Annotated in this window: 9 protein-coding genes; 7 read left to right on the forward strand and 2 right to left on the reverse strand. The window is 76.6% G+C overall.

The window, feature by feature from the left end:
- Nucleotides 1-116 precede the first annotated feature (116 nt).
- The 4 genes from ACFVVL_RS26200 (at nt 117) to ACFVVL_RS26215 (ending at nt 3,656) form a co-directional block, all read left to right on the forward strand.
- Nucleotides 117-1,142: an acyltransferase domain-containing protein gene (locus ACFVVL_RS26200; protein ID WP_387679248.1), complete on the forward strand. Its 1,026-nt coding sequence runs from the start codon at nt 117-119 to the stop codon at nt 1,140-1,142.
- A gap of 209 nt (nt 1,143-1,351) precedes the next feature.
- Nucleotides 1,352-2,242, forward strand: coding sequence for an oxaloacetate decarboxylase (locus ACFVVL_RS26205; RefSeq protein ID WP_387679251.1), 891 nt, complete (start codon nt 1,352-1,354; stop codon nt 2,240-2,242).
- Nucleotides 2,239-2,610, forward strand: coding sequence for a hypothetical protein (locus ACFVVL_RS26210; RefSeq protein ID WP_387679254.1), 372 nt, complete (start codon nt 2,239-2,241; stop codon nt 2,608-2,610). The genes ACFVVL_RS26205 and ACFVVL_RS26210 overlap by 4 nt, the downstream gene beginning before the upstream one ends.
- The gene (locus tag ACFVVL_RS26215) at nt 2,607-3,656 is read left to right on the forward strand and encodes a bile acid:sodium symporter family protein (protein WP_387679256.1); all 1,050 of its coding nucleotides are present in this window, start codon (nt 2,607-2,609) and stop codon (nt 3,654-3,656) included. Before ACFVVL_RS26210 ends, ACFVVL_RS26215 begins: the two co-directional genes overlap by 4 nt.
- Nucleotides 3,657-3,866: 210 nt before the next feature.
- Here the strand turns inward: ACFVVL_RS26215 and ACFVVL_RS26220 are convergent, their stop codons facing one another.
- A complete protein-coding gene (locus ACFVVL_RS26220) occupies nt 3,867-5,834 on the reverse strand; it encodes a glycerophosphodiester phosphodiesterase family protein (protein WP_387679259.1) in 1,968 nt (655 codons plus the stop codon).
- A gap of 446 nt (nt 5,835-6,280) precedes the next feature.
- On the opposite strand from ACFVVL_RS26220, the gene ACFVVL_RS26225 reads away from it, so the two are divergent.
- The 3 genes from ACFVVL_RS26225 to ACFVVL_RS26235 all read left to right on the forward strand — a co-directional run bounded on the left by ACFVVL_RS26225 (nt 6,281) and on the right by ACFVVL_RS26235 (nt 12,152).
- Nucleotides 6,281-10,333 carry a helix-turn-helix domain-containing protein gene (locus tag ACFVVL_RS26225; RefSeq protein ID WP_387679262.1) on the forward strand — a complete coding sequence of 1,351 codons (4,053 nt, stop codon included), beginning with the start codon at nt 6,281-6,283 and terminating at the stop codon, nt 10,331-10,333.
- Between the two features lie 344 nt (nt 10,334-10,677).
- Nucleotides 10,678-11,091: a hypothetical protein gene (locus ACFVVL_RS26230; RefSeq protein WP_387679265.1), complete on the forward strand. Its 414-nt coding sequence runs from the start codon at nt 10,678-10,680 to the stop codon at nt 11,089-11,091.
- A gap of 161 nt (nt 11,092-11,252) precedes the next feature.
- Nucleotides 11,253-12,152, forward strand: a complete 900-nt coding sequence (locus tag ACFVVL_RS26235) for an NlpC/P60 family protein (protein ID WP_380292616.1) — start codon at nt 11,253-11,255, stop codon at nt 12,150-12,152.
- 96 nt (nt 12,153-12,248) lie between these two features.
- On the opposite strand, the gene ACFVVL_RS26240 is transcribed toward ACFVVL_RS26235, so the two are convergent.
- A complete protein-coding gene (locus tag ACFVVL_RS26240) occupies nt 12,249-12,950 on the reverse strand; it encodes a type 1 glutamine amidotransferase domain-containing protein (protein WP_380292618.1) in 702 nt (233 codons plus the stop codon).
- Nucleotides 12,951-13,376: the final 426 nt, after the last annotated feature.

A 13,376-nucleotide genomic window follows, 5' to 3' on the forward strand; every position in this document is an offset into this window, starting at 1 on the left:
GCTGCGCCGGTCCCACCGCGCGGACGCCCCCCGGCGGGCGGGTGAGCCGCCGGTAGGGTCGGCCGGTCCGCCCGCCGGTCCGGTGGGCGGACCGATCCCGCACCGTGGAGGGCGCCGTGGAACCGCGACTGCCGCACCTGCCCGAGCCGTTCGAGCCACCCGGGCCGTTCGACCCGTCCCGCCCGTCCGGCCCGTCCTGCCCGTCCTGCCCGTTCGAGGGGGCGGACCCGGCCGACGGCCCGCACCTCCCGGCCGACGAGGACCTGGCCGAGGCGCTGCTGGCGCTCGCGGTGCCGTTCGAGGAGGTGAACGGCCTGGTGGCCGCCCGCGCCCGGCTGGCGCGGGACGCGGGGCTGCGGGCGGCCTTCGAGGAGATGCTGCGCGCCCAGGCGCGGGCGGTCGGGACGCTCGGGGAGCCGGCCGGGCTCGACCGCGACTGGCCGGCGGGCGGCGCGGACGGCGCGGGCCTGGCGACGCTGCTCTTCGTCGCGCTGGCCCCGTACAGCCGGGCCCACCACCGCGCGCTGGGCGTCCCGCCGGAGGTGACCCGGTCGACGCTGGCCGACCTCGGCCGGCAGCTCGCGGTGAGCAGGTGGCGCGGGCGCACCGGGCTGGGCAATCCGCGCTGGCTGACGCTGCACTTCCGGGGCGAGCTGTTCCAGTTGGGCCGGCTGCAGTTCCAGCGTCGGCCGCCGGCCGGGGCGGACGGCGCGGCGACGGGGGCGGCGGAGGCGGAGGCCGGCGGGCGGAGCCTCCAGTTGCACATCCCGGACCACTGCGGCCCGCTCTCCCCCGGGGCGTGCGACCGTGCGCTGGACCGGGCCCGGGCGTTCTTCCCCCGGCACTTCCCCGGCGAGGCGTACCGCAGCGTCTGCGTCTTCTCCTGGCTGCTCGACCCACAGCTCGCCGACCACCTGCCGGCGGAGTCCAACATCATGCGCTTCCAACGGCGGTTCGCCCCGCTGGTGCGGCCGGACCGGCCGCGGGAGCCCGAGGACACCAATCCGCTGCGGTACGTCTTCGGCGACGTCGAGCGGCCCTTGGAGTCGCTTCCCCGGGACACCGCCCTCCAGCGCGCCCTGGTCGACCACCTGCGGGCGGGCGGCCACTGGTACGTGTGCGGCGGCCGGCTCGCGCTCTGACGGCTCCCCGACCCCGATGGAATTCCTCGGATTGATCTGAATCATCGGATTCATCTGACCGCATTCACTCCACCGAGGGAACTTCCTTTAAAGATTTGCCCACGGAACTTTAAAGAGCGCATAGTGATGGCGTCTCAGTTGGCCCTAGGAATGGCCAACTTATGGCAAAGGACCGTGCGCGTCCCGCACGGGCCCTGGCAGAGGAGGAGATGGCGTTGCGTCACGGGAACCTTCACGACGGCTACGGGCAGCGGCTGCGCGAGCGGATCGCCGCCCCGGGGGCGACCCCGCTCATCGGTGTCTACGACATGTACTCCGCCTCCATCGCGGCCGCGCACTACGACGGCATGTTCGTCTCCGGCTTCGGCTTCGCGGCTTCCTACTACGGCCTGCCCGACATCGGCTTCATCGCCTGGCCGGACATGGTCGCCTTCGTCGAGCGGCTGCGCGGCGCCTTCCCCCGGCACCACCTGCTGGTCGACATCGACGACGGCTACGTCGACCCCGAGGTGGCCTGCCACGTGGTGCGGCGGCTGGAGCGGATCGGCGCCTCGGGCATCATCCTCGAAGACCAGAAGCGGCCCCGCCGCTGCGGCCATGCCGACGGCAAGCAGGTCCTCCCCCTCGACGAGTACCTGGAGAAGCTGGACCAGGTCCTCGCCGCCCGCACCGACCTCGTCGTGGTCGCCCGGACGGACGCCACCGAGGAGGCCGACATCCTGCGCCGGGCCGAGGCCCTCGCCGCGACCGACGCGGACGTGGTGCTGGTCGACGGCGTGCGCAGCGAGGAGTGGATCCGCCGGATCCGCCGCGTGGTGGGCGACAAGCCCCTGTTGTTCAACCAGATCGCCGGCGGCAAGTCGCCCCGGCTGTCGCTCTCCGAGCTGGGCGCGCTCGGCGTGGACGTCGCCATCTACAGCACGCCCTGCCTCTTCGCGGCGCACCAAGCGATGGACGAGGCGCTCGCCGGGCTCAAGGTGGCGGACGGCCGGCTGCCGGCCTCCGCCGGGGAGCGGCAGGGCATCGGTGTGCGGGAGTCCACCGAGCTGCTGGAGCGCAACATCCCGCGCCCGCAGTCCCGCGAGGAGGTGGGCGTGTGACGCACCGGGCGTTCGGCGTGGCGCCGTGGGCCGTCCGGCAGCGGCTGGGCCCGGGCGGCCGCCGGATCGCGGCGGCCGGGCTGGCCGGAGCCTGGGCCGTGCTCGGCTGCGCCGGCGCGACGGAGGCGTCCGCGGCGGCGTCCGCGGTGGCGTCTCCGGTGGCTGCGGCCGGCGCCGCCGGACGCAGCCTGGTCACGGTGATCGACAACTCCCAGGCGGATTCGATCATCGAGGTCGACCGGACGGCCGACCTGCAGATCGGGCGCGGCGCGGCCGGAAGCGACCACGACGGCTCCACCGCCCTGGTGACCGGTCTGCTGGGCGCCGCACCGGCGGTCCCCGAGGTGGAGGAAGGCGGCGGGGAATGACCACGGCCCGGGCGCGGGGCCGTCCGCCGGGTGGCGGCGGGCAGGGGCGGCCGTGGTGGCGCGCGCTCGACCCCTATGTGGCGGCGCTGGCCGGGACGGTGGCGCTGGCCTCGCTGCTGCCCGTCACCGGACGGGCGGCGCGCGGCGCGGAGCCGGCCTGCGACCTCGCGGTGGGGTTGCTGTTCTTCCTGTACGGGGCCCGGCTCTCCACCCGAGAGACGCTCGCCGGGCTGCGTCACCTGCGGCTGCACGGACTCGTCCTGGCCTCCACCTTCGTCCTGTTCCCGGTGCTCGGGGTGGCCGTGACGGCGCTGCTGCCCGATGCGCTCACCGGGCAGCTGCGGACGGGCGTGCTGTTCCTCTGTCTGGTGCCGTCCACGGTGCAGTCGTCGGTGGCGCTCACCGGTGCCGCACGGGGGAACGTGCCGGCCGCGATCTGCGCCGGCACCTACTCCGGTCTGGTGGGCCTGGTGCTGACGCCGCTGCTGGCGGCCTGGTTGCTGGGGGCCCGCGCGGCGCTGTCGGCCGACGGTCTGCTGCGGATCCTCGCCCAGCTGCTCGCGCCGTTCGTGGTCGGCCAGCTGCTGCGGCCGTGGATCGGCGGCTTCCTGGGCCGGCACCGGCGGGTGCTCGCGCCGGTCGACCGGGGCTCGATCCTGCTGGTCGTCTACACCGCGTTCAGCGGGGCGGTGGCGCAGGGCATCTGGTCCACCGTGACGCCGTCCGCCCTGCTGGGGCTGGGGGCGGTCCTGCTGGGGCTGCTCGCGGCCACCGTGCTCGCGGTCCGGCTCGGAGCGCGGCTGCTGGGCCTCGACCGGGGCTCGGGGATCGCGGCGGTGCTCTGCGGTTCGCAGAAGAGCCTGGCCGGCGGGCTGCCGATGGCCACCGTCCTCTTCGGACCGCAGGCCGGGCTGCTGGTGCTGCCACTGATGATGTACCACCAGCTCCAGCTGGTCGCGGGGGCCCTGCTCGCCGGCCGCTGGGCCGGGGCGGCGGCCCCCGAGGGGGTGGCCCCACCGGCGCGTGCCTCGCCCGGAGCCGCCTGACGTGGATCCGGGAGAGGCACGCGGGCAGGGCGGGCAAGGCGGCCAGGGTGACCGGGGCTTCCGGGGCGGCTGCGGGAGCGGCCCCGGAACGGCGGGGACCTCGTACCGCGGTGGGCGGCACGAGGTCCCCGGGAGCGGCGCCGGGTGCGGGGTCGGTTCCGCAGGGGTCGGTTCCGCAGGGGTCGGTTCCGCAGGGGTCGGTTCCGCGGGTCAGCTGCGCGGGGCGGCGTCCAGGACGCGGGCGTCCTCGGCGATCAGCCGGGCGCGCTCGGCGGGGATGCTGCGGCCGGCCTGGTTGTCGGCCCAGCGGGCGAGCGGCTGGTACTGGCCCTGGCCGAGCATCACCGTCAGGGTGGCGACGGCGTTGCGGTCGGCGCCCGAGGTGAGCACCAGCGAGGCCAGGCCGGTCGGGGTGGCCGCGACGGTGAACTCGGCGGTCGTCTCGGCACGGCCGCCGGGGCCGGTGGCCTCGGCGCGCAGGGTGTGCTTGCCGAGCGCCAGCGTGGTGGTGTCGAGGGGCGAGCCGGCCGGCAGCTCCTTGCCGTCCAGGGTCAGCCGGACGCTGTCGGCGCCGACGGCCTGCACGGCGGTCACCGGCTGCTGGGCGCGGTCCAGGGTCGCGCCGGAGGCCGGCGAGGTGATCGCCACGGTCGGCGCGGCCGGCGGGGTGGTGACGGTACCGCCCTGGAGCCACGCGGAGTTCCAGCCGGCCAGCTCGGCCGGGCGGTTGGTGATGATGCCGTCGACGCCGGCGGCCTCCAGGGCCTTCCAGCGGGTGGCCGAGTCGACGGTCCAGACGTTGACCGCGACCCCGGCCGCGTGCAGGTCCTTCACCACGCCGAGGCGGCTCGCGAGGGCGCCGTCGGAGGGGTTGTAGGCGGACAGGCCGAGCTCCTTGGAGAGGGCGACCGGGTCGGCGTCGAGGTCGCCGCGCAGCAGACCCAGCGGCAGCTCCGGGGCCAGCTCACGGGTGTGGCGCAGGGCGTCGACCTCGAAGCTCTGCACGAAGACCCGGCCGGTCATGCCGTGGTCGCGGATCTCCTTGACGATCCGGGCGACCTCGTCGCGGCTGTGCTTGCCCTTGATCTCCAGCAGCAGGTTGCCGCCGCGGGTGCGCAGGTCCTCCAGCTGGGCGGCCAGGCTCGGCACCCGGGCGCCCGCATAGGTCGGGCCGAACCAGGAGCCCGCGTCGAGCGCGTCCAGCTGGGCGGCCGTCAGGTCGCGAATGCGGCCCTTGCCGTTGGTGGTGCGGTCGACGGTGTCGTCGTGCAGCACGTAGGGGATGCCGTCCTTGCTGGGCTGGACGTCGTTCTCGATCCACTCGGCGCCGCCGCGACGGGCGATCTCGTCGGAGTCCAGGGTGTTCTCCGGGGCGGCGGAGGAGGCGCCGCGGTGGGCGAACACGGTGAGCGGCGAGCCGGCGGGGCGCAGCCAGCCGCCGGGGGCGAGCGCGGTCACCTTGAGGTCGTCGAAGGAGACCTTCGAGCCGTTCACCACCAGGGCCTGGCCGCCGTCGGCGCTGCGGGCGACCTGGGTGGTGCGCATCACCTCCTTGCCGTCGAAGATCCAGCGGGCGGTGGTGCCGTGCACCTCCACGGCGATCCGCACGTCACGGCCGGTGCCGGCGGCGGTCGGCGCGGAGCCGGTGTTGGTGACGTTCCAGCTGTTGGCGGGGGTGCGCTGGGCGAACTCCAGGCCGTTGGCGGCGGTGGTGCCGGAGCGCACGGTGGCGATGGACCACGGGGTGGCGCCGCTCGCGGGGATGTCCAGGCCGAAGGCGGTCCAGCGGGCGGCGTCCTGGACGCTCTCGAAGCGGGCCGTGGCCTCGATGCGGAAGTCGTCGAGGTGACGGCCGAAGGTGATCCGGCTCTGCTGACCGGAGTTGGCGGAGGTGCCGACCAGGCGGCCGTTCTCGACCTTCCAGTCGCCCTCCACGGCGCTCCAGCCGGCGGGCAGGGCGCCACCGGTGAAGTGCTCGTCGACGACGACCTCGCCGGCGGCCGGAGCGGCGGGCGCCGCGGCAGCGGCGGCGGGCGCGGCCTCGGCGGGGGCGGCCGGCTCGGCAGAGGCGGCGCTCGGAGCGGTCAGCGCGACGGTGGTGAGGCTCAGTGCGGAGGCGACGGCGGCGGCCAGCAGACCGGTGCGACGGGCCCGGTGGGGGCGGTGACTCTGTGTCATGGGCGGCACGCTAGGGACGGCGACCGAACCGGAAGCCACCACTCCGAAAACCGTTCGTGACCATTGCGCGTGCGGTTCGTGGCGATGGCGGATTCCTTGCGGTGAATGGCCGGTTCGCTTCCGCACGGTGCGCCGGACGGGACCACCGGGAGGCGGGCGCCCGGACCACCCGGCGGACCGGCGGCGTTGCGCTCCGTGCAACACGGCGGACGCCGGCCCGCGCCGACTCGCCCCGATGCGCGCCGAACGCCCGCGCCGGGGGCCGGCCCGCGGCCACCCGCCCCCGGCGGCGGCACGCGCTCCGCCGGACGGCGGATGGCCCCCCGGACGCGACGGGCCGTCAATGGGGAGTCGTACGAGCCGCAGCAATTCCTGCCTTCCGGCCGACTGCCGGGCGTCCGGGGGCGAGGATGAGCGGAGCGCGTCAACCTGAACGGGGGGACAGGATGGGGCAGCACACCGGCCAGGAGCCGCCGGGGACACAGGAGTTCGGGACGGAGCTGCGGCGTCTGCGGCAGGAGCGCGGGCTCTCGCTCACGGCGCTGTCACGGCTGGTCCACTACAGCAAGGGATACCTCAGCAAGATCGAGAACGGCGGCAAGCCCGCCACCGCCGACCTCGCGCAGCGCTGCGACGACGTGCTGCGGGCGGACGGGGCGCTGCTGCGGCTGCTCGAACCGGCGGACAGCGACGACCCCGGCACCGCCGAGGACGACGGCGGCCCCTGCCCGTACCCGGGCTCCGAGGCCTTCGGACCGCACCAGGCCCGCTGGTTCGCGGGCCGCGACGGCACGGCCGCCGCCCTGCTGGAACGGCTCGCCGAACGGGCCGGGCACGGTCCGCTGGCGCTGGTCGGAGCGTCCGGGACGGGAAAGTCCTCGCTGCTGATGGCCGGGCTGGTCCCCGCCCTGCGCGCCGGAGCCCTGCGCCCCGACGACGGACCGCCGTGGCGGGTGGTGGTGTGCACCCCGACGGCGCACCCGATCGCGGCCCTGCGCACCGCACTGCGCACCGCCCCGCCCCCCACCGGCCCGCACGGGGCGGCGGGGGGACCGCCCGCGGAAGGCGGACTGGCCCTGATCGTGGACCAGTTCGAGGAGACCTTCACCCGCTGCACCGACGCACGGGAGCGGCGCGCGTTCGTCCGAGTGCTCCACGCCCTCGCCACCGCGCGGCCGGCCGCCCTGGTGGTGCTCGGCCTGCGGGCGGACTTCGGTGAACGCTGCCTCACCCAGCCCGGACTCGCCCCGGTGACCGGTCACGGGCTGTTCCCCCTCGGTGCGATGACCGCCGCCGAGGTGCGCGAGTGCATCACCCGCCCGGCCGCCGAGGCCGGACTGCGAGTCGAACCGGGCCTGGTCGAGCTCCTGCTGCGCGACCTCGGCACCGACGAGGGCACCGGCGGCGGAACCGACCGCGACATCGACCTCGACGCCGGCCTCGACACCGGCCTCGACACCGGCCTCGACACCGCCGAGGCTCCCATCGGCGCCCCCGGCACCCTCCCGCCGCTCCCCCTGCTCTCGCAGGCCCTGCTGGCCACCTGGCGGAAGCGCACCGGCCGCACCCTGACGGTCGACGGCTACCTGCGCACCGGCGGCATCCGGGGCGCGATCACGGCCAACGCCGAGCGGGTCTACACCGGGCTCGCCCCCGGGGACCGCGAACGGGCCCGGCTCCTGCTGCTGCGCCTGGTGCAGGTCGGCCCGGAGGGCGCCGGCTCCCGGCGGCCGGTCCCCCACGAGGAACTCCCGGACCCGCGCCGGGAGACCCCGGTGGCCTCCGGCGGGCCCGGTGCCGACAGGGTCCTCGACGCCTTCGTCCGGGCCCGGGTGCTGACCGTGGACCGCGACGGCGTCGCCATCGCCCACGACGCCCTGCTGCGGGCCTGGCCGCGGCTGCGCGGCTGGGTGCACGACGACCGCGCCGGTCTGCTGATCCACCGCCGGCTCGCCGAGGCCGCCGCCGACTGGGAGCGGGAACGGCGCGACCCGGCCGCCCTCTACCGCGGGAGCCGGCTCGCCACCGCCCGGCAGTGGGCCCGGGACCCGGTGCGCCGGGCCGGTCTGACGGGCTCGCAGGACGCCTTCCTGCGGGCCGGCCTGGAGCACGAGGAGCGGCGCCGGCGCGAGGCCCGCAGGCGAGCCCGCCGCGAACGCGGTCTGCTCGCCGCCGTGGCCGGACTGCTCGTGGTCGCGCTCACCGCCGCGGTGCTCGCCCGGCAGCAGCGGACCGCCGCGCTGGAGCAGGGCCGGGCGGCGGCCTCCCGTGCGATGGCCGTCGAGTCCGCCCGGCTCGCCGCGGGCCGCCCCGAGGCCTCGATGCTCCTCGCCGACCGGGCGTTCGCCCTCGCCCCGACCGCCGAGGCCCGCGGCGCCCTGCTCAGCACCCAGGCACAGCCCTTCGCCGGGCGGCTGACCGGCCACACCGGCCCGGTGAACAGCTGCGCCATCGACCCCGACGCCCGGCTGCTGGCGACGGCGAGCACGGACGGCACGGTCCGGCTGTGGAGCCTGCCGGACCGCCGGCCGGTCGCCACCCTGACCGGCCACAACAGCCCGGTGCGCGCGGTGGCCTTCAGCCCGGACGGGCGGCTGCTCGCCTCGGCGGGCTCGGACGGCACGGTCCGGCTCTGGGACGTCGCGCAGCGCCGCTCGCCGGTCGTGCTGCGCGGCCATGTCGGACCGGTCCGCGCGGTCGCCTTCGGGGCGGACGGCCGCACGGTGGTCTCCGGCGGCGCCGACGGGACGGTCCGGGTCTGGTCGGCCGTCGGGTGGGACGCGCCGCCCGCCACCGACCGGGGCGGGGCCGACGACCCGCGGACGGACCGCGCGACGGACCGCACGACGGACCGGACGGCGGACTCGAAGGCGGACTCGAAGGCGGACCGGACGACCGGCCGCCCGGCGGACCGGACGGCGTTCCGCGCGGGCAGCCGCCCGTCCCGGGCCGACCCCACCGCGGCCCCGAGCTCCTCCGGCCCCGGCCTCGCGCCGGAGGAGCCGCCGGCCGAGCGCCGGCTCCTGGTGACCCTCGACGGCCACGACGGCGAGGTGCTGGCCGTCGCCACCGGGCCGGACGGACGGACCGCCGCCTCCGCCGGCGCGGACCACACCGTACGGCTGTGGGACACCGCCACCGGCACCGCCACGGCGACCCTCACCGGCCACCGCGGCCAGGTCCTCGGCCTCGCCCTCAGCCCGGACGGACGGACCCTCGCCTCGGCGGGCGCCGACCGCACGGTGCGGCTCTGGGACCTCGCGACCCGCAGCGGGACCGGCACGCTCACCGGCCACGACGACGACGTCAACGCGCTCGCCTTCGCGGAGGACGGCGCCACCCTGGCCACGGCCGGCGGGGACGGCACGGTGCGGCTCTGGGACGTCGCCGGGCGCCGGGTGACGGCCACCCTCGGCGGCCACACCGACTACGTCCAGGGCGTCGCCGCCGGGCGGGACGGCACCCTGCTGGCGACCGCCGGGTTCGACCGCTCCGCCGTGCTCTGGGACCTGGGCGCCGCGACGCTGACCCCCCATCCGTACGCGGAGATCTGGCGCGCGGTCTTCAGCCCGGACGGCCGCACCGTCGCCACCGCGGGCGCCGACGGCGCCGTCCGGCTGTGGGACGTCGCGACCCGCGGCGAGACGGCCGCCCTCACCGGCCACGGGAGCCAGGTCCTCGGCGTGGCGTTCAGCCCGGACGGCCGACTGCTCGCCACCGCCGGCGCCGACGCCACGGTCCGCCTCTGGGACCTCGCCACCCTGAGCGAGCGGGCCAGGTTCACCGGGCACCAGGGCTCGGTGTTCGCCGTGGCGTTCAGCCCGGACGGTCAGCTGCTCGCCTCCGCGGGCGAGGACCGCACGGCCCGGCTCTGGAACGTCGACCGGCTCGGGCCGGAAGGCGTCCTGATCGGCCACCAGGACTTCGTCAACAGCGTCGCCTTCGCCCCCGACGGCCGCACCCTGGCCACCGGCAGCGACGACCTGACCGTGCGGCTGTGGGACGTCGCCGACCGGCGGCCGACCGCCACCCTGGCCGGGCACACCGGGGCGGTGCGCACGGTCGCCTTCTCCCCCGACGGCCGCACGCTCGCCAGCGGCGGCAACGACGCCACCGTCCGCACCTGGGACACCGCGGGCCGGCGCGCGCCGGCCGTGCTCACCGGGCACACCGGGGCGGTGCGCACGGTCGCCTTCTCCCCCGACGGCCGCGCCCTGGCCGGTGCCGGCAACGACGGCACGATCCGCCTCTGGGACGCCGCCCGGGGCACGCCCACCGCCACGCTCACCGGCCACGGCAACGCCGTCTGGTCCGTCGCGTTCAGCCCCGACGGGCGGACGCTGGCCGGCGGCGGCAGCGACGGCACGGTGCGGCTGTGGCGCCCGGACCCCGCGGAGCGCTCGGCGGCGATCTGCGCGCTGCTCGGCCCGGTGGACCGCGACCGCTGGGCGCAGCTGCTGCCGGGGCAACCGTTCCGGAAGGGGTGCAGCGCGGGCTGACCACCGGAGGTCGCGGCAGCTCGACCGCGGTTTCCCGGGGGGTTTCCCGTTTCCCCCCGCAACGGGCGACGGCGGTCCGCTGGACGCCGTCCGGACGTCCTTGCGACGCTCGGAACCGTCGCCCCGGGGCCCGGCTCCGGCGACCCGCCCGACCGATCGGGGCCCGGCCGCACCCCGGTCACTCCCCGGTGGACCACCCGCCCGGGACGCCCTCCCCGCGTTCCCGGCCCCTGCCCGGTGGCTCCCCCGTCCACGGCCACGCCCGGCCCCGCCGGAGCGCCGCGCCGCACCACACCCACACCCACACCCACACCCACACCGCAGCGAGAGGAAACCGAACCACCATGAACCTCCGCAGGAAGCTCGCCACGCTCGGCATCACCCTGGCGGCCGCCACCGGCGCCGCCGTCCTCCCGGCCGTCCCGGCCCACGCGGCCGCCGACTGTTGGGACGCCGGCTGGACGTACACCGGGACCGTCGGCGGCACCGTCAGCGGCAGCTGGCGGGTCCACTCCTGCAACAACGTCCCCAACACCAGCGTGCGTTCGCAGCCCTCCAGCGCCTACCCGGTCACCGGCACCATGAGCAGCAACCCCAGCTGGTTCGTCTGCAAGACCGACGAGGGCGGCTACAACGGCGGCGGCCCGCACCCCTACCGCTGGCTGTGGACGCAGTCCGACACCGGCGCCTGGGGCTGGATGGCCGACTCCGCGATCTACAGCGAGACCAACCCGGTCCCGGACTGCATCACCGGCTGAACCGGCGGAACCGGCCGACCACCGGCCGACCACCGGAGCACCGGAGCACCGGACCACCGGAGCACCACCGAACTGCCGACCGAGTCATCGTCAGGGCCGCCGGCCGGAAGCGCCGGCCGGCGGTCCCGGCCCGTCGTGAACGGTACGAGAAGAGGACTTCCGTGCGAGCGAAGCACCACAGCACCGCCCTGGCCGGCGTGTTACTCGCCCTGCTGGCCGGGTTCCTGACCACCGCCGCGCTGCCCACCCCGGCCACCGCCAGCACTGCCGCCACGACCGCCGCCGCCTGCGCGGCCCAGGGCACCCCGTTCTCGGCCGCCGCCGGACGGGCCATCACCGCCTCCTGCACCCAGGTCGCCGCCGGCACCTGGTACACCTGGGGCGGCGGCCACGGCCCCACCCCCGGCGCCACCTACGGCTCCGTGGACCCGAGCGACCCCGAGCGGTCCAAGAACGACCCGTACCGGATCGGCTTCGACTGCTCGGGCTTCGTCCGGTGGGCGTGGTCCCAGGCCGTCGGGTACGACGCCGTCGGGCAGAAGGACGCCGCCGAGATCTTCGACCTGCCCGGCCAGCGGCTCGGCACCGACACCGGCGCGCTGCGCCCCGGCGACCTCGTCTTCTGGGGCCGCTCCTGGGTCCACCACGTGGCCCTCTACCTCGGCGCCGGCAAGATCGTCGAGGCCCGGGAGTCCGACACCCACCTCATGGTGTCCGACTTCTCCAGCCACACCGCGTCCGACTACGCCGGGGCGCTGCGCTTCTCCCCCTCCGACCAGGGCCAGCCGCCCACCACCGAGCACCAGACCTGGAGTTCGGGGGTGAACATCCGGCCGACCCCGGCCACCTCCGGCACCCCGGTGGCCGTCCTGCCGGGCCCGACCACGGTCCGGATCCAGTGCCAGGCGCACGGCGAGAGCGTGACCGCCGAGGGCTACACCAATGACGCCTGGTCCTACCTGCCGGACTACCACGGCTGGATCAGCAACATCTACGTCCAGGGGCCGGCCTGGCTCCCCGGCGTCCCCGAGTGCGCCCTCCGTCCCGCACCCACCGGCTGACCGGGGGGCGTCGACAGCCGCCGGGGCCCGCACACCGGGCCTCGGCGGCGCTGCCGCGCCCGGGGGCACCTCCTCGGGGGCCGGCCCCGGCTCGCCTCAGGCCGACAGCCGCTTGAGCAGTTCGGCGGCGAGCGGCGCGGCGGAGGCCGGGTTCTGGCCGGTGACCAGGTTGCGGTCGACGACCACGTTCGGGGCCCAGGCCTCGCCGGCCTGCACCTCGACACCGGCCTCCACGAGGCGGTCCTCCAGCAGCCAGGCGGCCTTGTCGGCGAGGCCCGCCTGGGTCTCCTCCTCGTTGGTGAACGCCGCGACCCGGTAGCCCGCGAAGGCGTTGGCGCCGTCCGCCCCGACCGCGGCCAGCAGCGCGGCCGGCCCGTGGCAGACGACGCCGAGCGGCTTGCCGGACTCCAGCGCGCGGACCAGCAGGCGGCCGGAGTCGGCGTCGACGGCCAGGTCCTCCATCGGGCCGTGGCCGCCGGGGTAGAAGACCGCGTCGTAGTCGTCCAGCCGGACGTCCGCCAGCACGACGGGGCTCTTCAGCTCCTCGGCGTCGGCCAGCACCTCGGCGACCCGCCGCGCGCCCTCCTCCCCGCCGTTGAAGTCCGGGGCGAGGCTACCGGCGTCGACGGTCGGCACCACGCCGCCCGGGGTGGCGACGGTCACGGTGTGACCGGCGGCCTTGAACGCCTCGTACGGCGCGGCGGCCTCCTCGGCCCAGAAGCCGGTCGGATGCCGGGTGCCGTCGGCGAGCGTCCAGTGGTCGGCGCCGGTCATCACGAAAAGGATCTTCTTCGACATGGTGGGTCTCCGGGGTGTCGGCTCGCCGGATCGACGTGCTCATGCCCCGACCGTAGGCCCGCCCGGCGGTCCGCACCAATCGGCGAGCCGGTGCCCGGCACCGGCCTGCGGACGGCTGCGCACCGGCTCTCCGGCCGCCGGACGGGCGGGCGCGCCGGCCGACCCCGCGCCCGCTCCCGCGCACCCGGCCGGGTCGGCCCGGTTCCCCGGCACCGTGCTGTTCGGCGTGCCCGCCCCGTTCGACCAGGTCGCCGCCGAGGGCGTCCGGTCGCGGGTGCCACCGGGCCGACCGGTCCGCTGCCGGCGGCGCCGCACCCGGGGCGGAACGGCCTCGTGGCCGCCGCAGGGCTGCGGCGGAGCGTCCGGCACCGCACGGGCAGCCGGGCAGGACCGTCCGGCCGGCCCCGGCCGTCACCACGGCCCGGA

The organism is Kitasatospora sp. NPDC058115 (assembly GCF_042884635.1).
Taxonomy (GTDB): domain Bacteria; phylum Actinomycetota; class Actinomycetes; order Streptomycetales; family Streptomycetaceae; genus Kitasatospora.